This window comes from Acrocarpospora corrugata, assembly GCF_009687845.1.
GTDB lineage: Bacteria > Actinomycetota > Actinomycetes > Streptosporangiales > Streptosporangiaceae > Acrocarpospora > Acrocarpospora corrugata.
The window spans coordinates 1-24,857 of the sequence record NZ_BLAD01000101.1; the positions used below are offsets into that span (position 1 = coordinate 1).

The following is a 24,857-nucleotide window of genomic DNA, read 5'->3' on the forward strand; positions in this document are numbered from 1 at the left end:
AGGTGATCACCGATGCGGGGCATGGGCTGCGGTCCAAGCAGATCGCGTTGGCGTTGGGGCTGGGCGATAGCGCCTCGACGGTGAGCGTCCGGCGCGGCTCAGCATGGTGTTCATGTCGTCGCTGCTCGCCTCGTCTAGGTGCTCGGGCGTTCACTCGTCCACATGCCGTCCGGGCCGCAACACCAGTTGCCCCCTGCCCCGGTCGACTCGGTCGTCGCGATGCTGGAGGGATGAACCGGGGACGCCGACGTGATCATCGTCTTGGACCTCGACCGGACCCGCCGCGACCTCGATGAAGGGCGGCTGGCCTGCCGGTGCGGCCAGGCGCTGCGGCCGTGGGGATTCGCCCGGCCCCGAAGTATCCGCCAGGCCGACGGCTCGCTCCAGGTGCTGCGCCCGCCCCGGGCTCGCTGCCGGGGCTGCCAGGTCACCCACGTGCTGGTCCCGGCCGACTGCCCACCGCGCGGCGCCTACGCCATCGAGGTCGTCGGGGCGGCGCTGACGGCCAAAGCCCGGGCGCCGGGCACCGCTCCATCGCCGCCCAGTTGGAGCTGCCGCCGGCTACCGTGCGCGGCTGGCTACGCCGGGCCGAACTCGGCGCCGAGCAGCTGCGCCGGAGGGCGACGGCGCTGTTGCACCAGTTCACCGTCAGCCCGCCGATGCTGGAGCCCACCGGCTCCGTCCTGGGCGACGCGCTCACCGCGCTGGCGGCCATGGCGGTTGCCGCCGTCGTCCGCTGTAATGCTGGTGGTGTCCGGCTGTGGCACGTGGCCGCGGTGCTGGCCGCGCCGATTCTGCCGGTCGCTCGCAGCAGCTGATTCACCGGCGCCGTCGGCTGCCCTCGCACATCGTCTTCATGCTGAACATGCGATCGACGCGTTCGCGATGACGCTGGTGTTCATGTCCGTGCCGGGGCCGCGACACGATGAACATTTTGGCGACAGCGTGAACATCAAACCGCTCTCACACGCCCGAAATGCCCGGCTGTACATGCTCATGGCGAGCGACGCCGCCGTGTTCATCGCGAGCGTCGCGCAACATCCCCATCCGGCAGCACGACCCGTTGCGCCCGGCACTCCACGGCCCTCGTCACCATCGTCACGATCGGTAGCGTAGAGACCCCGGATAGCTCGTACGCAACGAACGACGAGACATCCCAGAAGGTCGCTTACGCTGCATTGCAGACGGCTTCTTCCCACCCCGGATAACAGGCGACCACGGCGTTGGTGGCCAGCGTCAGGCACCACGCCTGCTCGGTCTGAGCTTCGAGGTGCCGCGCTCGGATGGCGCCCTCGTGGGCGTAGAGCAGGTCTCGCTTGAGCGCGTGCAGCGACTCGCCCTTGTTCAGCTGCCGGGAGATCTTGCGCCGGTAGGCCGGGTCAGCGAGGTATCGGGCGGCGTAGATGGTGCGCCGCTGTGTCCCGTACTCCTTGAGCGCTGCGGCGAGCGCGTTCTGCCTGCCGGCCGCGGACAGCTTGCCGACCAGTAGCGAGGCGGTGACGTGACCGAACTTTAGCGAACCGGCCAGCCGGAGCAGGTCGTCGTAGTGCTCGGCGATCAGGTCAGTGTTGAGCTTGCGGGTCAGCAGCGGCCCGGTGTGCGGGAAGTCGGCTTCGAACTCCAGCTTGGCGACTTCGGCCTTCACCGCGGCCGGGGACGCCTCCACCGGGCCGGTGGCCAGCCACCGCAGACGGGTCATGCGGATCTCCGGATCGGTGATCAGCAGCCCGTCCAGCGCGGCGCACCGTGCCTCGGTGAACTCGTGCGCCAGCCGGTCGAACGTCTCCCGCTGCGCCTCGGCGCGGGCGTGGGCGACCCGCTCGACCACGGTCACCAGTCCCGGACGGATCCCGCGTGCCGAGATCAGGTACGGCGTGCCGGGGAACCACGGTCCTGGGCAGACGCACTCGCGCCGTGCCTGGTCATGTCGTTCCGCGGACGATCAGTTGCAGTCCCAGCGCCACGTCGCGGGGGGTGGTGGGTTGGTCGAGTTGCTGGATGAGGCGTTCCATGGCAGCGTGGCCGGATTCTTCCAGGGGCTGGCGGATGGTGGTGAGGTCCATGACTTCGGCCAGTTCACCGTCGTCGAAGCCGACCACGGACAGATCGCCGGGAACGGTCAGGTCCAAGTCGCGGGCGGCTCGCAGGATCCCAGCGGCGAGGGTGTCGTCGGCGGCGAAGACCGCAGTCGGACGGTCCTTTTGGGACAGCAGTTCTCGGGCGGCGGTAAGCGCGTGTCGTGCGCGGTGGCGGACCAGTCGTACGTTGTGATCGCCGAGTCCGTAACCGGCTTCGGCGAGTGCGGTGCGGTATCCGGCGAGTCTGCGTTGTGATGGTGAGAGGTAGCGATTGGATCGCTGGGCTTCTCCGAGGAAGCTGAATCGGTGGTGCCCGCGCGTCAGCAGATATTCGGCGGCCAGGCGGCCGCCGGCGATGTCGTCGGTGTGAATCGAGTCGAAGAGGGCGTGGCGGACATCGAGGAGGACGGTCGGCAATCCCAGGCCGGTGAGCCGCTCGGCCACGGTGTCGTCGAGGGGAAGGCTGATGACGATGAGCCCGTCGAGCCGACCGGTGACGGGCAGGCTCGCCAGCAGGGGTGATGAGCTTTCGGCGGCTGATTCCTGGTCGAACAGGACGACTTCCAGCGGTCTTGAGCCGATGGCGTGCAGGATGCCGTTGAGCCGGCGGGCCACCGACGGGTAGGAGGTGTGGGGCGCGATCACGCCGATGCGCCCGACACCGCGACGCGCCTTGGCCACAGCGTCCGGTTTGGGGGTGAAGCCGAGCGCGTCCACGGCGGCGAGGACTCTGCGGCGGGTCTGCTCGCCCACTCTGGCGGGTGAGTTGAGGGCCCGAGACACCGTCGAGATGCTGACACCCGCCTCGGTGGCCACGTCGTAGATGGTCGGCGGGCTGGTCACGGTGTGCTCCCTCGGCGTCGTCGGCCCCTGAGTGTGGATTCTAGTGTGGAAGTGCTTCCACGCAAGCACTTGACATTGGCCGGTCAATCCCTTGTCCTGATACGGCGGCCGATGCGTTGTGAGCCGGGGCCAGAGGTCCAGGAGGGGGCCATGAGTCGTTCGTATGTGGTGACAGGTGGTGGCCGCGGAATCGGCCGGGCCCTGGTTGAGCGCCTGGTCGCCGCAGGCGACACGGTGGTCGCGATCGAGAGGGATTCGGCGGCCTTGGTCTGGGCGGAGGAACATCCCGCAGGAGAGCGTCTGGTCCGCGTGAGCGGTGATGCCGCCGATGAGCGTGTCACGGAGCGGGCCGCCGATGCGGCCGAGGCCGCGGCGCCGCTGGCGGGCTGGGTCAACAACGCCGCCGTGTTCCGGGACGCCCCGGTGCATTGGGCCACCGGCCGGCAGGTGCTGGAACTGATCGCGTTGAACCTGGACGCGGCCGTGGTCGGGTGCATGACCGCGGTCCGCCGCTTCCTCGCCGCCGGAACGCCTGGGGCGATCGTCAACCTCTCCTCCCATCAGGTACGCCAAGCGGTCCCGGGCTCGCTGTCGTACGTCACCGCCAAGGCGGCCATCGAGGGAATGACCCGGGCACTGGCGGTCGAATACGGCCCCCACGGTATCCGGGTCAACGCGGTGGCACCCGGCTCGGTGCGCACCGAGCGCTACGCCGGCTTCCTGTCCTGCCAAGAACCGGCGGCCGCCGCCCGCATCGAAGAGCAGATGGCCGTCTTACACCCGCTGGGCCGGGTGGCCGATGCGCAGGAGATCGCCACCGCCATCGCGTTTCTGCTGTCGCAAGAGGCCGGCTTCATTACCGGCGCGACCCTGCCGGTCGACGGCGGCCGGACGGTCCTGGCCCACGACCCGGAAACGAAGCAACCGTGACCCTCTCATCCATGGCCGTCAGGAGCCGATTGAGGCAAGTCCGCGCGCTGGCGGTTCCGGAGTAGGGCGACCACATGGAAGGCACCGGCGATGATGTCGGCGGCGGGCATCAGCGTCGGCGCTGGCGCGGCGAACGCCCGGTCGTTGATGCCGCCGTCGTGGCAAAGGCGCCGGTGTGATCCTCGAAGAAGCTCCTGACGTCGTCGATCGAGGAGGCCGTGGACCAGGCGGCGGGCGACCTGCTCACCGACCAGTGCCACGCCCTGGCCGCCGCCGGGATCGACGCCCGCGCGAAGATCCTCGCGGCCTGGAGGACGACGAGCAGCTGGCCGACGCACTGGGCGGTATCTCATTTTATGAAGCCAGCTCCGCTACCAGGGGCTATACCTCGCATATACCGGCGTCCAGGAGTTTGTGCCGGGAAATATGTTGACCGATCTCGGGAGGTCGGAAATGCGCAGACTGTATGTTTCCCTGTTCGCTGCGGCGGCCATCGTGGTGACAACCGCGACCCCCGCACTCGCCTGGATCAAACTGCTCTAACACGATGCGAAACGGGCCCGCGCCTCCCACCAGGGCGGCGCGGGCCCGTGCTCGCAGCCATGAGGACGGGCGGCCGGCACTCGCCCCACGGTTTCATGGTCTTGTCGTCGCCCCCGGGCCAGGGCACCCCGTCCGGGGTCGCCGAAGTGGCCCAGACGCTCGCCGGGCCGGGCTCAATCGCGGTGTCCGGCGCCCGCTCCGGGAGGAGCTGGTCGTAGGCGGGCCTGGGTTCGTGCGAACCCAAGGGTGCATGACCTCCCAGACCACCCCAACGGTCTGGCCTCGACCCTTGGGTTCGCGGGAACTCTGGGGATTCAGGGTCCCAGTAGCAATGAAGAAATTTCCACCGAAGTGCTGTCTGACCTGCAGAAATGGCCGCGTTTGACGGGTTGGTGATCACTGCCGCTACGTTCGTCCGGTACGGCAGGTAGCGGTGGTGCGTTGTCCGAGAAGATGTTCTCCGAGGAGCAACTGGAACAGCTGCGCCCGACCTGGAGCGGATGCTGGTGGTGGATGCGGGGCTGGGGATGACCCGGCTGGAGTGGCTGGTCACCCCGGCCCGGGATGGCATCGCCGCTCGAGACGGTTCCGTCGGCGTCGTGGGTGAGGACGGCGACGGAACGCTGACCGTTGATCATTGTTGGTGTGCCGTGGGCGCGGGCCGGTCATGGCATCACGACGAGTCGCCTGCCTTTGAGGTCGGTTCGCTGCCAGGCGGTCTCGATGTCGCTCAGCGGGACCTTCTCCACGTCGAAGGTGAGCTCGCCGGACCGCGTCCACGTCACAATCTGCTGGTACACCTCGTCCATGGTCTGCGGGTCGAGGCCCTTGACCGCGAGCCGCCCGGCGACCCCGGTGGCGCCCTGCACCAGCACCGTCTCCCCGGGAACGAACCCCGCGGCCGCTTTCATCCGCTTTCATCGACATTGCGGTGATGGCCGAGGCCATCACGGTCGCCACGGCCGGGTCGATGCCGTCGGGGATCGGCACGTAGGAGCCCTGGGACACCACGGCCTTCTCGGCGAGCGCGCCGTAGGGCAGGCGGATGTTGCCGAACCCGACGAGCGTGCCGTCGGGGAGGTCGCCGATGCCGTCGAAGGCGGGGATCGCCGGAAACTGGCCGATGTACTTCTCGCTGGCGTAGTGCGTGCCGGCCGCGATCGCCTTGTCGACGTTCTCGACGGCGACCGCCTTGACGTCGATGATCACCTCGCCGTCGCCGGCCACCGGATCGGGGAAGTCCTCATAGCGTGGGATGCCGCCGGCCTGGTGGAGCACTGCTGCCTTCATCCCGGTTCCCGACCGAACAAGCGGGCGATCCGCGTCTGCCACGCCACCAGGACGCGAGGCGGACGGGCCGGAGAGTGGTTGAACCCGTGGTGGTGCGAACGGTGGTGCGTGAGCGAGTGCCGCCACCCATGGCCGTGGCGGGCCTGGCGCTGGTGGCCGGTCGGCCGCTCGGTGTGCGCGGGAATCTCCGGAATGCGATGGGTCGCCCAGTGCAGCAGGTCGCGGAGCGAGTGCCGATTTCTCATCGGTGCCTCCTCTGGCGCATAAATCTCTATCACTGATAGAGGACTCTAGCACTGATAGAGTCCGGAAGGGAGGTGCCAGGAAATTGGCTCTGGACAAGCAGCGGATCGTTATCGAGGCCGTCGCGCTACTGGACGCCGAGGGTCTCGACGGCGTGACCACGCGCAAACTGGCCGCCAGGCTCGGCGTACAGTCGCCGACCCTCTACTGGCACATCCCGAACAAGGCGGCGCTGATCACCGCGATCGCCGAGGCGATTCTTGAGCAGCAGTTCCCCGAGATGGCGTCGCCCGCGCCGGAGGAGTGCTGGCAGGACTGGCTGATCGGCCTGGCCGGGCGGCTGCGGCGCGCGTTGCTGGCCCACCCGGACGGAGCCCGGATCATCGCGGCCTCCCAGCTGTCCCTCAAGATGGCCGCCATCTCCGAACTGGCAATGAGCACACTGGTCGGGCGGGGCATTCCCTTGCGGCAGGCTCGCTTGATCGTGTTGACGGTGTTGCGCTTCACCGTCGGCTACGTCCTGGAGGAACAGGTCGGCCGCCCGGACGCGGACGCCCTGGACGGCTTCGACATGGCCGCGTACGCCGCGGCGTACCCCACCGTGATGGCCGGTGTGGCTGAGTACTTCCAACCCGGCCGCACCGTCGACGATCTGTTCCGCGATTGTCTGGAACAGATCATCCATGGTCCTGCCGCGCAGTCCGGCCCCACGTCCTGACCGGTCAGCCGCTCCGCAGGCGAGTGGGCCCTGGCACGAGCGCCCCGAGCCGCCCAACACGGCAAGCCGACATCGTCGCTGCTTCATAGGCCCGCCGCAGGCACCCAGACGTCCGCGCACGCCAAGATCGGCTACACCCGCGCCACGAGGCGGCCCGAACTCGAGCGGGCCGTGGACCCGGCCCGCGAGATCCGCGCCTCCGGCATCGCCGTCACCCTGGTCGTCCACGAGCACAAAGCGTGCTGGGCCCCGGGTGTGGCGCATGGCGGTCGGATTGGGTGCGATATCGAAGTTGATCTTTGCCGCGATATATGGAACCGATGGTCTCCCTATGCGGAGCTTCGGGGATGTCCCCCTCGATTCGACCAGGGGAGAAACATCATGATCATTACACGGGTGGGAATCGCTGGACTGGCCTGCGTCGGCGGTCTGCTGACCGGCCAGGCGGCCATGGCCGAAACCGTCGCTGGAACTGCGGCAGGAACCGTCGCCGGCCGCTCAGCGCGCGCCTGTCTGGCTCCCGACCAGGTCGGCAGTTACCTGTCCAAGGAAGGAGAGGCCACCATCAGTTTCAGCGCCGCCTTCCTGAACGGCCTGCGCCAGGCCGGGGTGGACATGCAAGCCCTGCCACCGCACAAGATGATCGGCAATGGGAGCGGGACCTGGCTGCCCATCGGCGACCGCTACGACAACATCGAGGTGCCCAGTGGCCGGGTCTGCTACCCGGGCGGCTGGCGCTGGACCCAGTCCGCCACCGGCGCCTCCTACGAGATCGACGACTTCTGGATCCTCTTCTCGGCCGTCGGCACCAGCAAGGTCATCGCCAACCCGAAGGTCAACGGGCGTCCCCGCGACGGCGGGGAACTGACCCTCCTGAACTTCAGCGTGCCGCAGGCCTTCCTCACCGGGCAGTTCGTCCCGCACAACGGCGGCATCGGCCCCAAGCGGGTCGACTTGCGCATGACCGATGACATCGTCCGCGACCTGAACACCGTCTTCGGCACCACCTTCCGGGGCGGCACCGTGCTGGGCGGGCTCGACATCGCCTGGAAGGGCGTGCCCAGCAGGCCGCTGCCGTCCGGCACCTCGCTCGGCTTCGTGGGCCTGCAACTGCTGGCCGACGCCATCCGGCTGCCCCTGTTCCCGGCGAGTTCCTAAGCGCGCGTCACGCACACCCAAGCTCAGCTGTCACATTGAGTAGTGAGCAATAGCCCGGGTCGACGCGACTCCATCCAAGAGAGTCCGCGCCGCCGTCGCGGACGTGGGCGAGGCGGGCGAGGTCACCGAGCCGGACGACCCGGAGGTCCGTTTCGGTGATCGGGCGGTACGCGCGAGCGTTCGAGGCGGCCGACGTCCCGGCCCTCGTGCGGCTCCTCACCGCCGATGCCGTCCTGGAGATGCCGCCGGTGCCCCGGGGCAGCCGCGACTACGGCCTGTTCATGCGTCGCGTGTTCGGCACGCGCGGGACGGGCTGGGGTGTCAGGCGCCTCACCGCCAACGGGCAGCCCGCGCTCGCCGCGTACGCCCCGGAGCCCGGCGGATATCTGCTGCACACGCTTCAGGTCTTCACCGTCAGCGGCGGCCTGATCGCCCGCAACGTCGTGTTCGCCGAACCACGCGTGTTCGAGACCTTCGACCTGCCCCAGCAGATTTCTTTCGACAAGTTCGACCGGGCGCGATGAGTCGGGCCGATGCCGCCGGTACGTACAGGTGGGCATCGATCGAAAGGGACACCCATCGTGAGCGTCATCGTCATTCAGTTCATCACCCTGGACGGGATCGTGTCCGACCCGGACGGCTCCGGCGGCCCGCCCACATACCTGGAATGGCTGTCGGCCGAGCCGGCCGGCGCTGCCGTCCTCACGCGGTCAGCAGCGCCGCCCCCACACTGATGAGGTCAGCTGAACAGCGACAGGTCTACGGAGTCGGCCAGGGCCCGGTAGCCCGCATCGCTGCCGTGCAGATGGTCGCCGGCGTGGAAGTCCTCCCTGATCCGGCTGGGGTGGGCCGGGTCGCGCCAGACGGCGTCGAAGTCCTGCACGGCGTCGAAGGCGCCGCCGGTGCGGATCCATTCGTTGACCACCTGGCGGGCGCTCTCGCCCTCCGGTGTGTAGATCTCCGTGCCCTCGTAGGGCGCGATCGTGGTGGCGTAGACCCTCACGCCGCGTTCGTGCGCCCTGGCGATCAGCTGGCGGTAGCCCGCGATGACGTCGTCCGTCGTCACCGGCGCGCCGGGGAACATCTTCAGGAACTCGGCCAGGGGGCCGTCGTCGTCGCGTGGGGCGAAGGAGATGCCGATGTCGTTGGCGCCCACGGAGAGCACCACGTAGCCGAGGCCGGGAGTCGCCAGCACGTCACGGTCGAAGCGGGCCAGAGCGGCGACACCGATGCCGTCGTTGAGTAGCCGGTTGCCGCTGATGCCCTGGAGACGTAGCCGCCGGCCGCGCCCCGCTCGGCGAGACGCCGCGAGGCCCACCCGCGCCAGATCCGGCCGACCAACCTGGCCGCGCCGCTGACCAGCTTCATCGGCCGTGACGACGACCTCGCCCGCATCGGCGCCCTGCTCACCACCGGGCGCCTGGTCACCGTCCTCGGCCCCGGCGGCGCCGGGAAGACCCGGCTCGCGCTGGAGGCCGCCCGCCGTCGCGAAGACCGCGACGGCGCCTGGCTCGTCGACCTCGCGTCCGTCACCGAACCAGCGGAGATCGCCACGGCCGTACTCGCCGGGATCGGGCTGCGGCGCGGCGCGATGTTCGACGCGCGCGAGCGGGTCGAGGATGACGAGCTGGACGTCCTCGTCGGCGAGCTCGGCGGCCGGGAGAGCCTGCTGCTGGTCGACAACTGCGAGCACCTGATCGACGCCGTGGCCCACCTGGTCGCGGCGCTGCTGCCGCGCTGCCCAGGGCTGCGGGTGCTCGCCACCAGCCGCGAACCCCTCCCGGTCGACGGCGAGGCGCTGCTGCCGCTGGCCCCGCTCGCGCTGCCCGACCCGGACGACAGCGTCGAACAGGCCAGAAGGGCGGCCTCGGTGCGCCTGTTCACCGAGCGGGCCGCCGCCGTGCGACCCCGGTTTCGACGTCGACGAGAGCACGCCGCCCGACATCGTGCGCGTGGCGCACGGCCTGGACGGCCTGCCGCTGGCCCTCGAACTGGCCGCCGCCCGGTTGCGGACGCTGTCACTGCCCGACCTGGCCGACGGGCTCTCCGACCGGTTCCGGCGGCTCATCACCGGCAGCCGCACCGCACCACCCCGGCATCGCACCCTGCGCGCGGTCATCGCCCGGAGCTGGGAGCTGCTCAAGGAGCACGAACGCACTGTCGCGGAACGGATCTCCATCCTGCCCGGCGGCGTCACACCCGCCTCAGCCACCGCCGTCTGTGCCGGCACCACCGTGCCCGCCGCCGGAATCCCCGAACTGCTCGCCGCCCTCGTCGACCGGTCACTGGTGCAGCTCGCGCCCCGACCGCCTGATCGACGCCGGCGAGCTCGGCCCGACCCGCGACCTGGCCGCCGCCACTTCACCGAGCTGATGGCCCGCCACGACCCCCAGCTGCGCGGTCCCGGCCAGCTGACCGCCATGAAGGTCATCAGCGCCCAGTACGGCAACACGCTCGCCGCCCTGCGCCACCTGTGCGTCGCCCAGGACTCCCCCGGCGCGACCACTCTGACCCTGACCCTGACCTGGTACTGGCAGATGTTCGGCCGCCACTCCGACGCCGCCTACTGGCTGCGGGAGGCCCTGGCGGTGCCCGGCGGCGGGCCGACGCCCGAGCGTGACTGCGCCCGGGCCGCCTACCTGCTCAACCGGGCGGACCTCCTGTCGGGGATCACCGCCGGGGAAGCCGCGGACGACCGGGCGGAGATGCGCGAGCTGGCCGACCGGCTGCTCGCGCATCCGGAGCTGCCGGGCCACTACCGCGTGTTCGGCCCGGTCCTGCTCTTCCTGCAGGACGAGGAGGCCGCGCTCGCGATCTTCCAGCGCCTGGCCGATGGCGACGACGTGTGGCTGGCCGGGCTGGCCCACATGTTCCAGGCCGAGATCGCTGGGAACGCGGGCGCGCTCGACCGGATGCGTGTCCACCTGGAGTCGGCCCTGGCCTGCTTCCGGCGGGTCGGCGACCGCTGGGGCCAGACCGCCACCCTGCCGATGCGCGCCCAGCTGCGGCGATACGACGACCTCGACGGCGCGCTGGCCGACCTGCGCGAGGCCAGGAGTCTGGCGGGCGAGCTGCTCGACGACGCCGAACGGGGTCTGCTCAGCGCCACCGCGTTCCCCGCGGACCATGCGGATCATGCCCGGACGCTGGTCGGCAGCGCACGGGCCGCGCTCTGCCTGGCGCTGGGCGACCTGCCCGGCGCGGACGAGGCGCTGCGGAAGGCGTACGCGGCCGCGCTGGCGACCCGGGAACTGCCGGTCCTGTCGCTGGTGACGGTGAACGCGGCCGCGCTCGCCGAGACGCGCGGGCGCCAGCACGAGTCGGCCGTGCTGCTCGGGGCCGCCGCCCGGCTGCGGGGCGCGCACGACCACACCGATCCGCAGGTCCGCGAACTCACCCGCCGGGGTCACGCCGCGCTGGGCGGAGAGGAGTTCGCCTCGGCGTACGCGCAGGGCTGGGAGCTGGACGCGAAAACGGCCATGACCACAGCCGACCCGGCCTCGGGGATGTACAGGCCGACTTCGCCGCCCGATTTCCGTTGGCCGCGGGGCGGGTCGCTGGGCGAGGATGCTGCCATGACCCACGTGATGCTGCAGCCGATCACTGACGCCAACCGGGCGGCGGTGGCGGCGCTGGATGTCACCCCGGCCCAGCGGAACTACGTGGCCGGGGTTACGGACTCCCTTGCCGACGCCATCCAATACCCGCAGGCGATGCCGTGGTATCGCGCCATCTACGCCGATGGCGCACCGGTCGGCTTCGTCATGATCAGCGACAACATTCCGCCGGGCGACCCCACCCTGCTGGGTCCCTATTTCCTGTGGCGACTGCTTGTCGACGCCCGATACCAGGGGCGTGGCTACGGTCGCGCGGCGCTACGACTGGTGATCGCCTACCTGGGCACCCGCCCAGACGCCCGTGAACTTCTGACCAGCGTCGTACCAGGCGAGGACAGCTCCCCTCTGGGCTTCTATCAGCGCCTGGGCTTCCAGGACACCGGCGAGTTCTTCGACGGGGAACGAGTCCTGCGACTACCGCTGCCCTGAGTATTACGCGAGCGACGCACACGAAGCTGAGGCGCGGCGTCGGTCACGGGCCGCTGTGGATCAGCGCTGCCCACAGGTCGGGCCGGTCGGGATAGGCGTCTCGCAGGTCGCGGGTGACGTGGTGCAGGATCGTGGCGGCCTCGTCGGCGGCAGGCGTGGCCGGCATGGCACGGTAGAAGGCCCGGGCGGCCCCGGCGGCGATGCCGTCGACCAGGGGCCAGAGGCTGGCGATAACGTGTCTGAAGCCGGCGAGCTGGAAAGCCGAGGCCAGGTGCAGAGCCTCATCGACGTGGCGGATGCCGTGGTTGGCGGTGGAGCACGCCGACAGGTAGGCGAGCTCCGCGCCGGGCAGGTGAAGGGCGCCGATCTCGGGAAGGCGCAGGGTGCCGTCGTGCAGCAGGAGGCCGCCGCCTGCGGGCGACGCGAGGTCGGCGTGGGCATGACAGGCGAAGTGCGCCCAGGTGGCCTGGGAGAGCGCGGCCAGCACCCTGCGGGTGGTGGCCTGCTCGTCGAGCAGCGCGGGGCCGGTCAGCGCGGCAGCCTCCGCGACGACGGCGGGGAGGTTGGGCAGGCCCGGAGTACGGCTCAGAGCGATGGTGAGCTGGTGGCGTTCACGAGCCGCCGGGCGGTCGCGGGCGTCCCGCAGGGTCCGCAGGGTCGGGATGTACGAGGAGATCACGCTGTCGAGGGCGCTGGAACCACCGGGATGCCCGGCGGCGTGGATGGGAAGCAGCCCGAGGAACCCGGTGGGCATCCACCAGACCCGGTGCGGGGACGAGTGCGCCGGTGGCAAAGCCGCGACAACGGGCGCGGCGATGGTGTCCCAGAGCCAGCCGAGGACTTGCGGCACCACCAGCCGCTTACGCCGACCAGCCGTAAGTGCGTCCGACGGGGGCCCCAGGTGGTGCAGGGCCTCCAGGAGTTTCGCGGCGTTGGCCTCCACGTCGGCCAGCTGCAAGTCGGGCAGTTCGACCAGCACCGGGTCGGCGTCGGCCCGGACGATGACGGCGTCGCACCGGTGCTGGCTCGCGTTGACCAGGACCACGTAGCCGTCGGCCGCCGCTGATCGGAGCTCGGCCAGCCCCGGCGCCGTCTGGAAGCCGGCCAGACCCGGAAGCGCGCGGATCTCGGCGAGCAGGGCGTCGTGCTCGCCCCACCACCGTTTGCGCTCCTCGGGCGGGGATTCCATCGCGTTGAGCCGGTCACGGACGCCGCGCAGCCGTTTCGCCAGGCCGGGCTGGCGGCTCTCCAGCCCGGTCAGGTCGGTACGGGTGTCGGCCTGGCCGGCCAGCAGAACGCCCCGGCTGAGTTCGGCGATCTCCACCGCGCCCGCGGGATCTCCGACCGCGCAGTGCGCGGCGATCGCCGCCCCGGCCAGCCCGATGTGCGCACCCAGCCGGTGCTGCTGGTCATCCCACCCGGCTGCCCGGGAGGTGACCAGGGGCAACATCGCCACCGCGGCGTCCAGCATCGCGACGGCGAGCCGGTCCTGCCCCAGCGCCTGGGCGAGCGTGCCGAGCGCGTAACGCCCCCCGACTCGGTCGGCCGGTACGGCCATCTCCGCGTCGTTCACCTCCCGGACCAGATCGCTGAGCCGTTCGGGGTCCTGGCCCCGGCCTCCGGCCACCACTCGATCGCGGTAGGCGAAAGCGAGGTTGGCCGCCACCCTGACCCGGCTGGGATCGTCGGCCGAGACCGCTGCCAGCGCCTGTTCACCCAGCTCAAGCCCCCGGTCCCCGTCGGTGGATGATCGATCGAGGCGATAGCGGTCCAGGTAGGCGCTGGCCAGGTTGGTCAGCCAGGCGGCACGGTCGATGTGCCCTTCCGGCGTGCCCGCCACGGCGAGTTCCCCCAGGTCGATCGCCCGGTCCAGATCGGCCCTGCCGCCGTTGTGGAGGTGCCGTTGTTCGTGGGTGATGGCGAGCCGGGCCTGCCGCCTGGCGACTTCGTAGTGTTTCCCCGTGGTCGACAGCAGCGACTGTTCGCCCAGTTCGATCGCGCGATCCAGGTCGGCCACGGCACCCGTAGCGGAATAGCGCTGCTGGTAGGCGTTGCCCAGCACGGACAGGTTCTCCGGGTTGTCAGGTTTGTCGGCCACCATCTGTTCGCCGAGTTCGATGGCCTGCGCCAGGTCGGCGAGTGCGCCCGCGTACTCGTAGCGGGCCAAGTAGCAGCCAACGAGTGTCCCTGTCACGGTCGACTGGTCGAAGGGGTCGACCGGGGTCGCGGTCAACGACCGGCGGCCGAGTTCGATCGCGCGGTCGAGCTCCGCGGCGCTGCCCGTCCGCTCGAAACGCAGGCGGAGCGCGCCGGCGAGGTTGGCCAGCACCGCCTGCCGGTGGGGATGACCGTCGGGCAGGACCGGCAACGCCTGCTCGTAGAGGTCCACGACGCGGTGGATGCCGGCGAGCGACTTCGTGCCCGCGTAGTCTGCGAGGAAGACCAGGGCGCTATCGGCGAGGTAGATCCCGCGATCGGGGTCGTCGTCGGCCACGATCGCCACGACCCGCGAGGCGAGTTCGGTGGCTCGCCGTATGTCCGCCGGCGTTCCGTTCCGCTCGTATCGGCGCAGCAGGGAGCCGCTGAGGTTGGACCAGATGTCGATCGGATCGTCGCCGGCGAGCAGTGCCGTCTGCGCCCGCTCGCCGTGCTCGATCGCCTGGTCCAGGTGCGCGGGTTCGCCGCTCTGCTCGTACTGATGGCGATAGGCCAGACCCAGGTCCGACAGCACGCTCGCGTGAGGATCGACTACGGTGAGCCGCCACTGGAGCAGTTCGATGACCCGGTGCAGGTCCGCCGGATCTCGCCGGAGCCGGTGGCGGCTCCAGTACGCAGAGGCGAGGTTGCGCAGCGGTCCGATGGGGTCCGCTTCACACGTGGTCGTGATGGCCACGGCCTCTTCGCCCGCGCTGACGGCCAGGTCGAGGTCGGCCGGCACGCCGTCACGCTCGTAGCGGTGCCGGTGGGCCAGGCACAGGTTCGACAGGCGGATCGATCGGTCGGGATCTTGCCTGGGCAGTGCCATGGCCCCGGATCGCATCAGCAGGATTCCCGCGTCCAGCAGCGCAGGGTCGTCGTACTCGCGGGATTCGGTCAGGAAGGCCAAGCCCACCTCCGCCTGCGCGTCAGGGTCGGCGGCCGGGCCGAGGAACAGTTCCATGGCGGTGGGCAGCGCCTCGGGTTCGTCGGCGCACACCTCCAGGCACACGATGGCCCTGGCCAGCTCGATATTGTCCACGCCCGTTGAATGAGCGAGGCTGCGCAGGTAATGCAACCAGCCCAGAGTGGTGCTACCGAGAAACAACAACTCATAGAGCTCGTCCGGGGCCGTGGCGCGATCGATGGTCCGCAAGGCTTGCCGCAGCGCCGCGGCCGTCGCGCTCACCTCGGCGCTCAGGATCAGCTCGCTGTTCCGCGTCCGCATGTACTCCTGGACGCGGCCATGCAGCCACCCTGCCTGGTCCTTGATGGGCATTCTCGGGTCTCCTCGGGAAGCCGACTCGGATGCGGCAATTCGTCCGAATTCCTTGGTCATCGGGACGCTCAGACTAACCTGCGACGAATCTCGTGAATGCCGAAACCCCAAAAGATGATAAATGCTCATAAATCACTGCTGGTGGTGACACCAAGCCCCCTGACACGCGAACAGCCCCCGTCCGCAGACGAGGGCTGTTCAGGCGAGCGGGAATGTCAGCTGTACGTCACTGAGGCGGCGTCGCATTTGTGAACGTACGGGCCGGGGTAGACCGGGAAGCGTGAGCACTGCCAGGTCACGTTCACCGTCGTAGTGCCGGGGGTCAGATTCGCGGGCACGTAACTGAAATAGGCGTTCTCTCCGAAGAAGCCGCCGCATCTGGCGTCCAACCGTGCGCTGGTGGCGGTACTGGAGATCGTGTTCGTGAATTGGATCGCGTGGGTCGCGGGAACGGCGACCTGGTTCTGGGCCGCGGTGTAACCGGAATTGACCGGAGCGGCGATCTGTAGGCTACTAGGATACCAGCCGTCGGTGCAGGTGGCGCTTCCCTGAAGCACCCTGGTGGTGGTGGCCGTGGCGGACTGCGGTATTGACACGATGAGTGCGGCCGTCGTCATCAAAGCCGAGCCGAACACCATCCCTCGCCGAAGTAATCTCCCAGCGGTCACGGGACAGTCACCGTCCTTTCTCGTACCAGTGGAGCCATGCACAACGAATAAAGTCCTCCCATGTTGCGCCGGTCAATATCTCGCCTGCCGCAATCATTATAACCTGGCCGAAACGGGCGCCTTCCGTTGACTAAAAGGCCTGATCGCCTGGCAGTCGAATTAGGACGCGAACATGAGCGTGGCTCGCCTCTGAAATTTCAGGGCTCTGTCGGCTATTCACAATGCAAATCGGGCACTCAGAATTGCGCGCGACAATGGGTGGGCCCGCTGGAAGCCGTCCCTCACGGCGGCCCGATCCCGGCTTTGGAGTCCCTCCGCGTCCACGGCCAAGGTTCGCCCAGAACCAGGCAACCGATCTTCGCGACACGACCGCACACCGTGCGCGGGCGATCACCGATGGTCAGATGGAGGGCATGTTCAATCATTTGCCCGGGCTCCTGGCGGGCCCCGGCCGTGCGACCGCTCTGGCGTCGGCCACCGCCCTCGCGGCGAGCCTGCTCGCAGCACCGACTCCAGCCGCCCATGCGCACGAAACCCGCGCCGGCCACGCCGTTCAGGACCACGTCGCGCCACCGTTCCCGACCGACCCGGGCGCATTCTTCGCCACCGCCCTCAAGAAGGTCTACGGCCCCACCATCCGCCTCAAGTGGCATTCTGACGCGGTCGTTCTCAAATTGGGCGGCGAACCCAGCCTCAGCCCGGCCCACGGCACCCTCACCGTGAACATCGGAGACGGCTGGACCAGACAGAACCCGACCGGAACCGGCGCCTCGATCGGCGTTTCGCTCGATCTCGTCGAGTTCTCGGGCACCTTCACCGCCCCCAACGCACCCCTGCGCGAAATCTCCTCATTCGCGGAAGTCCCCGTTCCCCTTGGCGAGCTCGCCTCCCTCCGCCCGATCTGCGTCACGCACAAATTCACGGGCCTCGGCTGCGACCGACAGGAACTGCGCAAACTGATCGCCGAATACCAGCGAGACCCGGCCAGATTCTTCCGCCGATTCCTGCGTATCTACTTTCCGGCCCAGAACACCCTCGACATCCCCCTCAGAGCCGTCAACAGATACGGCCGCGTCATGTATTCATCCTCCGACCTCGCCCTGCGGAACGGCAACCTGCTGAGTTTCCCGCCCCACAATGCCGGCTACTACTCAGCCAAGGAAGTCGGCTTCACCGACGAAATCAGCTATTTCGGCATCGCGCCAATGAAAATGAAGGTCACGACAAAATAGCGAACGAACCTTGCCCTCTGTCCGGACCTCTCCCGGACAGAGGCCCGATCAGACGCCGGGCGCGTGGAAGGCGGCGCGGTAGGTGTTCGGGGTGGTGCCGACCACGCGTTTGAAGCGGTCCCGGAACGCCGTGGGTGAGCCGAATCCGACCTGGGCGGCGATGCGGTCGACAGGGTGGTCGGTGGCTTCGAGCAGATGTTGTGCCTGACGGATCCGGGTCCGGTGCAGCCATTGCAGCGGTGTGGTGCCGGTCTGCTCGCGGAAACGGCGGTTGAGGGTGCGGGTGCTCATGCCGGCGTGCGCGGCGATGTCCTCCAGGGTGAGTTCTCTCGCGGAGTTGTCCTCCATCCAGCGCAGTACGGTTTCCAGGACGGAGCCGCGCGGCGTGGGCGGCTGGTCGTGGACGATGAACTGGGCCTGGCCGCCCTCGCGTTCCAGCGGCATGACGGACAGCCGGGCGGCGTCTGCGGCGACGGCGGAGCCGTAGTCACGCCTGATCAGGTGCAGGCACAGGTCCAGTCCTGCCGCGGCGCCGGCCGAGGTGAGGAACTGGCCGTTGTCGACATAGAGGACGCCGGGATCGACCTCAATGGCGGGGTGGCGGGCGGCGAGTTCGGCGGCGGCGAGCCAGTGCGTGGTGGCGCGATGCCCGTCGAGCAGTCCGGTGGCGGCGAGGATGAACGCTCCGGAGCAGATCGAGGCGATGCGGGTGCCGTTGGCCGCGGCCTGGCGCAGGGCGTGCAGGACCTCGGCGGAGACGGCGACGGGGTCGGCGCAGCCGGGCAGGATGATGGTGTCCGCGGCGGCCAGTGCGTCCAGTCCCCACGGCGGCTGGAGGGTGAACGCGCCCGCGTCGATGGTGGGAGTGGCTCCGCAGACCCGGACGCGGTAGGCGGCGCGACCGTCGGGCATCCGGGTGCGGCTGAACACCTCGATCGGCGTGGACAGATCAAAGGGAACGACCTTGTCCAAGGCGAGAACGGCCACGGTGTGCATGGCAATACCGTAGATCTACTGCCCATTCCAGCCAAGCTCCATAGCAGGAAATATCGCCATATATGCAGGCCAGTGTGTTGGCGAGAATCCGTTGGAGGTTGGCAATCCAGCCTGTTCCCGTGTTCGCGGACCGTCACTAGCGTCGTCGTCACCGCAAACGAGGAGGCTGATCGGCTGTGCAAGTGCAGATCGTGTTGTTCGACGGATTCGACCCGCTGGACGTCATCGCGCCGTACGAGGTGCTGGAGGCCGGCCGCATGGTCACCGGCGGCGCCCTGGAGATCGAACTCGTCTCGGCCGAGGGCGCGCGCGAGGTGCCCAGCGGGCTCGGCGCGCTGTCCCTGCGCGCCACGTCCGCATTGGACCCGTCCCGTACGGACCTGGTCGTCGTGCCCGGAGCGCTGGGACGAATGCCCGACGAAAACGAGCCCACCGAGGACAGCATCCCGGTCCTCCTCGGCCGGACACTCGACACCACGCTCCCCGCCCTGCTCAAAGAATGCCTCGACCGCCCCGGGGTGACCGTGGCCACCGTCTGCGGCGGCTCGATGGTCCTGGCCATGGCCGGACTGATCGAAGGCCGCCCCGCGACCACCCACCGGATGGGGCTCGACCTGCTCGAAGCCACCGGCACGATCGCGATCGACGCCCGCGTCGTCGACGACGGCGACCTGGTGACCGGCGCCACCGTGACCTCCGGCCTGGACCTGGGGCTCTACCTGCTGGAACGCGAACTGGGCCCGCGCGTCGCCCTCGCCGTGGAGAAACTCATCGCCCACGAACGCCGTGGCACAGTCTGGCGCAACACCGGACCCAAGCCGATCGAGGCAGCCTGACCATGCCCGACATTTCCCCAGAAGGAATCTGGAATCTCGTCATTGCCACCCCGATCGGCGAACAACGGGCGGTCCTCGAACTTTTCCTCCGGGACGGCGTACTTTGCGGCGTCGCCCGCGACCAACGGCACGGCGAGGAAGTCACCCTCGCCGACCTGACCCTCGACGGCGACCGCCTCACCTGGGCCCAGTCCATTCGCAAGCCCATACGCCTGAACCTCACCTTCGACGTCACCGTCTCCGTCGACGAGCTGACCGGCCGCTCCAAGGCCGGTCGCCTGCCCAGCTCCAAGGTCACCGGCCACCGCGCCACACCAGACGCCGGGGCGTGACCCCACTCTTGATCCACGTCCTGGCCTCAACCTCTCCGTTTCTTCAGGTGATGACCGGGCTGCGGCGTTCGATGAGGACGACGTCCCGCCAGGTGCCGTGGTGGCGGCCGATCCGCTGGCGGGTGCCGATCACGCGGAATCCGGCGCGGGTGTGCAGGGCGAGGCTGGTGGTGTTCTCCGGGAAGATGCCGGCCTGGATCGTCCAGTAGTACACCCAAGTCCCCGCCGTTCCGACCCGACCAGGCCAGCTTCCCGCAGCACCTCAGTCGCCTGGCTCGTCGGCGAGCGCGCCGTACTTCATCAACACGACTCCTGAAGGGAAAGGCTGGGCCGAGATCAGCCCCAGCCGCACGGGCGGTTCGCTGCCGTCGAACAGAGGTTTGCCCTGGCGGAGGAAGACCGGATGCACCAGAAGGTGGAACTCGTCGACGAGTCCGAGGACGGCGAGTGGCCGGATCACGCTGAGGCTGCCGTAGACCACGAGGTTCCCGCCGGGACCCTGCTTGAGCTTGCTGATCTCATCGGGGTCGATGCGTTCGAGACGCTGGGTGCTGTCCCACGCCGCCGTGTTCCCCGAGGCGGAGACAACGATCTTCTCCATGGCGTCGAGCCGGCTGGCATAGCGTCGCACCAGGTCATGTTCGTCAGGGTTTCGGGCGACCGTCGGCCAGTGGCCTGCGAAGTCGCCGTGCGTGATCCTGCCCAGTAACAGGCCGTCGGAGCTCTCCACCAAATCCTGCTCATAGGCCTGCAACTGATCGTCGAACATCAGCCAGTCCATCTCGTCCTGAGGGCTGGCGACGAACCCATCCAGGGTGATCCACATCGAGACGATGATCTTTCGCATGACGAACTCCTTCGAGCTAGGTGTGCGGTTCTACTGATCGGCGCCCAAGGCGGCCAGGACGAGCTTGGGTGTACGTCCCGGGAACCGATCCTGGAAATCGAGGACTCCGACCCAGGTCGGGCGCAGACCGATCCGGACCATGCGCAGGCCGGGCTGGTCGATCGCCTCCAGGTAGGCGTTTCCTGCCTCCTCGCCCATCCCCTGGCGCTGCATGGTCGCGTACTCGGGGAGCACCCCCTCGACCTCGCTCATCGTGACCCGCCCACGGAGCGTGAGCACCTGCGGCGGGCCGTCGGCGGTGTCGATGCAGATCGAGACGTCGGGACGGGCCCGCAGATCCCGGATCTTGTAGGTGCCGGCGAACGCCCCGACGACCAGCTCGTCACCGGTCCACAGGAAGTTGACCGGGATCAGGCGTGGTTTCTGGTCATAGCCGGTGTACGCCATACGCGCCACCAGCGGTGTCCTCAGCAGGTGCTGTGCCGTGGGGGTATCCAGCAGTCTCACGTCGCCTTGCGGCAGGCCCTTCAAGAAAGTCATGCCAGCAACCCAATCGACTCAGCTCCTAAAAAACAAGTACTACTCCTAAATTAGGATCAAGCGATATCGTGTGGCCATGAGCGACAGGCGCAGCTATGGAGATCCGTGCGGCGTGGCGCGAGGACTGAACATCATCGGCGAACGGTGGGCGCTGCTGGTGGTGCGCGACCTGCTGCTGGGGCCCAAACGTTTCAACGACCTGCTCGGCGGCCTGCCGGGCGTGAGCCCGAACGTGTTGAGCCAGCGCCTGCGTGACCTGACCGAGCACGGTGTCGTACAACGGCGAGACCTGGGAGCCCCGGCTCGCGTCCGGCTCTATGAACTGACCGCCTGGGGCCGCCAGCTGGAGCCGATCCTGTTCGAGCTCGGACGCTGGGGCAGCCAGGCCCCACTCCCGGCCGAAGGCGAACTCGGCATCGACTCGCTGCTCCTCAGCATCAAATCGGGCTTCGACCCTGCGAAGGGCGAAGAACTACACGGCACGTACGAACTCCGCGTCGACGCCGACACCTACCTCCTGGAAGTCACCGACGACCACGTTGAGATCACGCGCGGGGCCACCGGACGGGCCGCCGCGACCCTCACCACGGACCTCGACTCCCTCCGGGCCGTATGCGGGGGCCTAACCACCATGGCAGCCGCCGTCAGCTCCGGCATGCTGCGATTCCACGGCGACCAGCGACCGATCGAACGCCTGACCGATCTGCTCCTGGCACCGTTCTCCCCCGCTCAGTGACGACGTCTCAATCCGGCGGCCCGGGGTTCGCCCCGCCGAAGCGTCCCGGCCCCGAGGACGATCACTGAGGCCAGCGCGGCGACGACCAGGAACGACACGGGCAGCGAGGCGGCCTGCGCGATCATGCCGATCACCGCGGGGGTGAGCAGGCCGGCGCCGTACGCGATGGTGGCCACGCCGGCGATCTGATGGGAGGGGCGCGGTCCGGAGTTGCCCGCGGTCGTGAACGCCAGCGGAACGATCACCGAGACACCCAGCCCGATCAGGGCGAACCCGAGAATGGCCAGGGGCGGATTGCGGGCCACGGCGACCGTCAGCGCGCCTGCCGTGGCCAGAATCCCCCCGAGCCGTACGGTCGCCACCGCGCCGAAACGGTCGATCACCCGGTCGCCGGCCAGCCGGGCGAGCCCCATCATCGCGCTGTATCCGGTCACCGCCGCAGCGGCGACTCCCTCACCGGAGGCGGCCACGTCAGTGAGGTAGATCGCCGCCCAGTTCATGGCGGCGCGCTCCCCGAACACCGCGCAGAACGCGACCAGCGAGATCAGCAGGATCGCCCGTGACGGCAGCGCGAAGTTCGGGGCCTTGGCCGTTTCCCCAATGGGCCGCACATCCAGGACGAATCGGCTCACCGCCACGGAGCCCAGGGCCAGCAGCCCGCCGACGATCAGAAAATGCGTTCGCCCGTCCAGCTCGGCGTACGCGGCCAGGATGCCCACGCCCGACCCCAACAGGCCGCCCATGCACCAAATACCGTGAAGTCCAGACATGATCGACCGGCCGACCCGCTGTTCGACCAGTACGCCCTGGGCGTTCATCGCCACATCCGACAGGCTGGAGGCGGCGCCGTACACGAACATCGCCATGCCGAACAGGACGAGGTTCGGCGCGAACGCGGGCAGGGCGAGCGACAGGCACCAGGCCACATTGAGGACAGATGTGACGGCGCGGCTGGGGAAACGGTGATTTATCGGGCCGGAGAACTGCATCGCCACCAGCGCGCCGAGGGCGGCGAAGACCAGGCCGAAACCGAGACCGCCGAGGTCGGTGGCCAACCGGTCGGCGATCCACGGGAGCCGGGTCGAGAACGTCCCGACCACCGCCCCGTGGATCCCGAACAGGACAGATACCGCAACCCGCTCTGAACTTCTCACGCGTGCGATTGAACACTAACTATGTGAATTCAGGCAATAGCGTCATTTCACGCCGTGGGCGGGGTCAGCCGCAGTTCCGCGGTGACGGCGCGCTCGCGCAGCAGCGCCGCCTCCGCCCGAGCCGCTTCCAGCGCGGCGCGCAGATCAGCCGTACGAGCACGCTCGACCGCGAGCTCGCCCCGCATCGCGTCCCGCTCGGCCCCCACCCCCGCCGCCCGTTCCCCCTCCCGAGCCAACGCCTCCTGCGCGGCCCGTACCTGCTCAACCGCCGCTTTCACCCGCTCCATCCCATCCTGCTCCGCCTGCTTCCTCCCCCGTACGGCCTCCGCCACATCCGCCATCGCCTGAGCCCGCGCGGCCTCCGCCGCATCGGCCCGCACCACAGCACGATCACGCTCCCCCTCGGCCGCCTCGGCCCGCGTTACCGCCCGCACCGCCCCCTGCTCAGCCACGATCTGCTCCCCCCGCGCCCGCTCGGCCTCCTCCCCCGCACGAGCCGCCTTCTCCGCCGCCCGATCCGCCCGCTTCCGCTCCTGTACGGCTCGCGCCTCCGCGTCCCGCGCCTCACCCGCGGCGCGCTCGACCCGCTCGGCCGCCTCCGCCAGCCCCCGGTCCCGGTCCGCTTCGGCCAGATTCGCGCGCCGCCCCGCCTCTTCCACGGCCTGCCGCGCCACCCGCTCCATCGCCGCCGCCTCACGCAGCGCCGCCAGCGCCTGCTCACGCGCGTTCTCCGCGTCCGCGAACGCGCTGTCCCGCTCGGCGTTGGCCTCCTCGGCCAGCCGGCGGGCCTCCGCGGTTTCGCCTCGGGCTTCCTCGGTGGCTTCCCGCGACAGCCGTACCTGCTCGAAGGCCTGTTCTCGCTCGGTTCTGGCGATCGCGACCCGGGTATGCGCCTCGGCCTGCACCGCGCTCAGCTTCGCCTCCACCCCCGCCGGGCTCAGCTCATCCGCCAGCACCTGCGCCAGCGGCGCGATCGCCGCCGCGAGCCCCTTCTCCATGCGGTCATACAGCTCCTCGGCCCTGGCCAGCGTCCCGTCCAGCCCCGGCGTGGCCCGCCGCATCTCCCGCTCCCGCTTGGCGGCGGCCTGACAATCCCCCTCCGGACAGTACTCCTTCGGCCTCCCCCGGCCGTTCCGCTGCTCGATCGTCGTTCCACAGTGCTTGCACATCATCGCCACAAGATCACCCTAGCATTTTCTGATTTTCTAGAAACAGAAAATCAGAAAACAAGATCTGTTCCAGCTGGGGGTGGCAGGGGTATCCCACATAATCCTCGTTATGAGGGAGCGGGTTCCCGGCCAGGAAGCCGTAGTCGGGGTTGTTCGGGTCCAGCCGAGATATCGGTAAAACCGGCCATGAGTCGATCTTGACGCGAGTTTTCCCAGGCAGGCGTACGTTTAGCGGTCAACCGTGATCAGCTTGAGGGCGTCTTCCTTGTCCTTATCGGACGGCAAGCTGTAGCGGCGCGTGGTTTCCAGGCGGGCGTGGCCAAGGATCTCGGCGACCAGGACCAGGTCAGTCTTGCCGCGGACCAGGGTAGTGGCGAGCGTGTGGCGCAGGACGTGCGCGGTGGTGGCATCGTCCAGACCGGCCGTCTGGGCGATCTTGGCGATGATGCCGCTGGCCGCGCGTGCACTCAGGCGCTCGCCATTGACATTCAGAAACAGGGCCCGGTTACTGTCGGCCTCGGGCCAGTTGGGACGCTCATCAAGCCATACCTGTAGCTCAGCACGAAGCTTGGGGTGGACGTCGACCTCGCGGAACTTGCCGCCCTTGCCGCACAGACGCAGCTTGCCCGCGAACGAGCCGACGAAGGCGAGGTGGATGCGGTGGACAGCTCGCCGGCGACCTGGTGCGCGGCACGGACGAGGCGCTGGAGCGGGCCGCGCTGAGCATGATGTCGCTGCACATGGCCCTGGTCATGGACGCGGACGACATCATCGGCCTGCTGGCGCGTGGTGAGGAGCCTCGCGCGATCGGCGGACGCCCCGGCCGTCGCTGTGACGTCGCGGGACAGCGCCGCGTTAGTACCGTGCAAGCACGTGCCCCGATCATCGGGTCGCCACGACCGTGGCGGAGGAGAGGGACGATCACGAGATGTATGACGACAAGATGCGAGATGACATGGCCGGCCGTGGTGCCGGACCGGACAACCGGGACAGTGGTGCACGGGACCCGCGCCATGGAGGTCC

28 protein-coding genes and 1 pseudogene are annotated in these 24,857 nt (G+C 69.0%); 13 read left to right on the plus strand and 16 right to left on the minus strand.

Annotation, left to right across the window (positions count from 1 at the left end):
* Positions 1 to 150: 150 nt before the first annotated feature.
* Positions 151 to 435, minus strand: a complete 285-nt coding sequence (locus tag Acor_RS42595) for a hypothetical protein (RefSeq protein ID WP_170317272.1) — start codon at positions 433 to 435, stop codon at positions 151 to 153.
* 131 nt (positions 436 to 566) lie between these two features.
* On the opposite strand from Acor_RS42595, the gene Acor_RS42870 reads away from it, so the two are divergent.
* On the plus strand, positions 567 to 818 hold the full coding sequence (locus Acor_RS42870; protein WP_174876251.1) for a hypothetical protein: 252 nt from the start codon (positions 567 to 569) through the stop codon (positions 816 to 818).
* Between the two features lie 350 nt (positions 819 to 1,168).
* On the opposite strand, the gene Acor_RS37015 is transcribed toward Acor_RS42870, so the two are convergent.
* A complete protein-coding gene (locus Acor_RS37015; protein WP_218034718.1) occupies positions 1,169 to 1,834 on the minus strand; it encodes a Tn3 family transposase in 666 nt (221 codons plus the stop codon).
* Positions 1,835 to 1,922: 88 nt separating this feature from the next.
* Complete coding sequence (locus Acor_RS37020; RefSeq protein WP_170317273.1) at positions 1,923 to 2,921, minus strand: LacI family DNA-binding transcriptional regulator; 999 nt, start codon at positions 2,919 to 2,921, stop codon at positions 1,923 to 1,925.
* Positions 2,922 to 3,071: 150 nt separating this feature from the next.
* On the opposite strand from Acor_RS37020, the gene Acor_RS37025 reads away from it, so the two are divergent.
* Positions 3,072 to 3,851: an SDR family NAD(P)-dependent oxidoreductase gene (locus tag Acor_RS37025; RefSeq protein ID WP_155341442.1), complete on the plus strand. Its 780-nt coding sequence runs from the start codon at positions 3,072 to 3,074 to the stop codon at positions 3,849 to 3,851.
* 5 nt (positions 3,852 to 3,856) lie between these two features.
* Here Acor_RS37025 and Acor_RS37030 read toward each other — a convergent pair whose 3' ends face one another.
* The 3 genes from Acor_RS37030 to Acor_RS37040 form a co-directional block, all read right to left on the minus strand.
* The gene (locus tag Acor_RS37030) at positions 3,857 to 4,111 is read right to left on the minus strand and encodes a hypothetical protein (RefSeq protein WP_155341443.1); all 255 of its coding nucleotides are present in this window, start codon (positions 4,109 to 4,111) and stop codon (positions 3,857 to 3,859) included.
* Positions 4,112 to 5,059: 948 nt separating this feature from the next.
* Entirely contained in the window at positions 5,060 to 5,305 is a 246-nt protein-coding gene (locus tag Acor_RS43705) for a hypothetical protein (protein WP_218034719.1), read from the minus strand.
* A gap of 375 nt (positions 5,306 to 5,680) precedes the next feature.
* Positions 5,681 to 5,929, minus strand: coding sequence for a hypothetical protein (locus tag Acor_RS37040; RefSeq protein WP_155341444.1), 249 nt, complete (start codon positions 5,927 to 5,929; stop codon positions 5,681 to 5,683).
* Positions 5,930 to 6,012: 83 nt separating this feature from the next.
* Between Acor_RS37040 and Acor_RS37045 the strand changes: the two genes are divergently transcribed.
* The 4 genes from Acor_RS37045 to Acor_RS43710 all read left to right on the plus strand — a co-directional run bounded on the left by Acor_RS37045 (position 6,013) and on the right by Acor_RS43710 (position 8,537).
* A complete protein-coding gene (locus Acor_RS37045) occupies positions 6,013 to 6,645 on the plus strand; it encodes a TetR/AcrR family transcriptional regulator C-terminal domain-containing protein (protein WP_155341445.1) in 633 nt (210 codons plus the stop codon).
* 396 nt (positions 6,646 to 7,041) lie between these two features.
* Positions 7,042 to 7,803: a hypothetical protein gene (locus Acor_RS37050; RefSeq protein WP_155341446.1), complete on the plus strand. Its 762-nt coding sequence runs from the start codon at positions 7,042 to 7,044 to the stop codon at positions 7,801 to 7,803.
* 155 nt (positions 7,804 to 7,958) lie between these two features.
* Entirely contained in the window at positions 7,959 to 8,327 is a 369-nt protein-coding gene (locus tag Acor_RS37055; RefSeq protein ID WP_218034720.1) for a nuclear transport factor 2 family protein, read from the plus strand.
* A gap of 57 nt (positions 8,328 to 8,384) precedes the next feature.
* Complete coding sequence (locus Acor_RS43710) at positions 8,385 to 8,537, plus strand: hypothetical protein (RefSeq protein ID WP_218034721.1); 153 nt, start codon at positions 8,385 to 8,387, stop codon at positions 8,535 to 8,537.
* A 5-nt stretch (positions 8,538 to 8,542) separates the two neighbouring features.
* Here Acor_RS43710 and Acor_RS46065 read toward each other — a convergent pair whose 3' ends face one another.
* Positions 8,543 to 9,121 (minus strand): GDSL-type esterase/lipase family protein, encoded by a 579-nt coding sequence (locus tag Acor_RS46065; protein WP_340163132.1) that lies wholly within the window; start codon positions 9,119 to 9,121, stop codon positions 8,543 to 8,545.
* 150 nt (positions 9,122 to 9,271) lie between these two features.
* Here Acor_RS46065 and Acor_RS46070 point away from each other — a divergent pair.
* Together Acor_RS46070 and Acor_RS43720 are read left to right on the plus strand one after the other, a co-directional pair.
* Positions 9,272 to 9,451: pseudogene (locus Acor_RS46070) on the plus strand (hypothetical protein); the annotation flags it as partial.
* Positions 9,452 to 9,749: 298 nt separating this feature from the next.
* A complete protein-coding gene (locus Acor_RS43720; protein ID WP_218034723.1) occupies positions 9,750 to 11,849 on the plus strand; it encodes a GNAT family N-acetyltransferase in 2,100 nt (699 codons plus the stop codon).
* Between the two features lie 43 nt (positions 11,850 to 11,892).
* Here Acor_RS43720 and Acor_RS37075 read toward each other — a convergent pair whose 3' ends face one another.
* A complete protein-coding gene (locus Acor_RS37075; protein WP_155341447.1) occupies positions 11,893 to 15,324 on the minus strand; it encodes a CHAT domain-containing protein in 3,432 nt (1,143 codons plus the stop codon).
* A 215-nt stretch (positions 15,325 to 15,539) separates the two neighbouring features.
* Positions 15,540 to 15,962, minus strand: coding sequence for a hypothetical protein (locus Acor_RS37080; RefSeq protein WP_155341448.1), 423 nt, complete (start codon positions 15,960 to 15,962; stop codon positions 15,540 to 15,542).
* Positions 15,963 to 16,396: 434 nt separating this feature from the next.
* Here Acor_RS37080 and Acor_RS37085 point away from each other — a divergent pair, with 434 nt between their 5' ends.
* Positions 16,397 to 17,224, plus strand: coding sequence for a hypothetical protein (locus tag Acor_RS37085; RefSeq protein WP_155341449.1), 828 nt, complete (start codon positions 16,397 to 16,399; stop codon positions 17,222 to 17,224).
* 48 nt (positions 17,225 to 17,272) lie between these two features.
* On the opposite strand, the gene Acor_RS37090 is transcribed toward Acor_RS37085, so the two are convergent.
* The gene (locus Acor_RS37090; RefSeq protein ID WP_155341450.1) at positions 17,273 to 18,220 is read right to left on the minus strand and encodes a GlxA family transcriptional regulator; all 948 of its coding nucleotides are present in this window, start codon (positions 18,218 to 18,220) and stop codon (positions 17,273 to 17,275) included.
* 176 nt (positions 18,221 to 18,396) lie between these two features.
* Between Acor_RS37090 and Acor_RS37095 the strand changes: the two genes are divergently transcribed.
* Positions 18,397 to 19,056 (plus strand): DJ-1/PfpI family protein, encoded by a 660-nt coding sequence (locus tag Acor_RS37095; protein ID WP_155341451.1) that lies wholly within the window; start codon positions 18,397 to 18,399, stop codon positions 19,054 to 19,056.
* Positions 19,057 to 19,058: 2 nt separating this feature from the next.
* Positions 19,059 to 19,388, plus strand: coding sequence for a hypothetical protein (locus Acor_RS37100; RefSeq protein ID WP_246239637.1), 330 nt, complete (start codon positions 19,059 to 19,061; stop codon positions 19,386 to 19,388).
* Between the two features lie 43 nt (positions 19,389 to 19,431).
* Here the strand turns inward: Acor_RS37100 and Acor_RS37105 are convergent, their stop codons facing one another.
* Genes Acor_RS37105 through Acor_RS37115 form a run of 3 tightly spaced genes read right to left on the minus strand, consistent with a single transcriptional unit; the run spans position 19,432 to position 20,742 of the window.
* Positions 19,432 to 19,602: a GNAT family N-acetyltransferase gene (locus tag Acor_RS37105; RefSeq protein ID WP_218034724.1), complete on the minus strand. Its 171-nt coding sequence runs from the start codon at positions 19,600 to 19,602 to the stop codon at positions 19,432 to 19,434.
* Between the two features lie 48 nt (positions 19,603 to 19,650).
* On the minus strand, positions 19,651 to 20,235 hold the full coding sequence (locus Acor_RS37110; protein WP_155341452.1) for a dihydrofolate reductase family protein: 585 nt from the start codon (positions 20,233 to 20,235) through the stop codon (positions 19,651 to 19,653).
* 30 nt (positions 20,236 to 20,265) lie between these two features.
* Positions 20,266 to 20,742, minus strand: coding sequence for a pyridoxamine 5'-phosphate oxidase family protein (locus Acor_RS37115; protein WP_246239639.1), 477 nt, complete (start codon positions 20,740 to 20,742; stop codon positions 20,266 to 20,268).
* A gap of 109 nt (positions 20,743 to 20,851) precedes the next feature.
* Between Acor_RS37115 and Acor_RS37120 the strand changes: the two genes are divergently transcribed.
* On the plus strand, positions 20,852 to 21,511 hold the full coding sequence (locus tag Acor_RS37120) for a winged helix-turn-helix transcriptional regulator (RefSeq protein ID WP_155341454.1): 660 nt from the start codon (positions 20,852 to 20,854) through the stop codon (positions 21,509 to 21,511).
* On the opposite strand, the gene Acor_RS37125 is transcribed toward Acor_RS37120, so the two are convergent.
* The 3 genes from Acor_RS37125 to Acor_RS37135 form a co-directional block, all read right to left on the minus strand.
* A complete protein-coding gene (locus Acor_RS37125; protein WP_218034725.1) occupies positions 21,505 to 22,665 on the minus strand; it encodes an MFS transporter in 1,161 nt (386 codons plus the stop codon). The two genes, Acor_RS37120 and Acor_RS37125, sit on opposite strands and share 7 nt — an antisense overlap.
* Before the next feature lie 47 nt (positions 22,666 to 22,712).
* The gene (locus Acor_RS45775; protein ID WP_155341456.1) at positions 22,713 to 23,837 is read right to left on the minus strand and encodes a hypothetical protein; all 1,125 of its coding nucleotides are present in this window, start codon (positions 23,835 to 23,837) and stop codon (positions 22,713 to 22,715) included.
* Between the two features lie 225 nt (positions 23,838 to 24,062).
* Entirely contained in the window at positions 24,063 to 24,455 is a 393-nt protein-coding gene (locus tag Acor_RS37135) for a tyrosine-type recombinase/integrase (RefSeq protein ID WP_308805714.1), read from the minus strand.
* Here Acor_RS37135 and Acor_RS43725 point away from each other — a divergent pair.
* A complete protein-coding gene (locus Acor_RS43725; protein ID WP_218034726.1) occupies positions 24,408 to 24,557 on the plus strand; it encodes a hypothetical protein in 150 nt (49 codons plus the stop codon). The genes Acor_RS37135 and Acor_RS43725 overlap by 48 nt on opposite strands.
* The last annotated feature ends 300 nt before the right edge of the window (positions 24,558 to 24,857 follow it).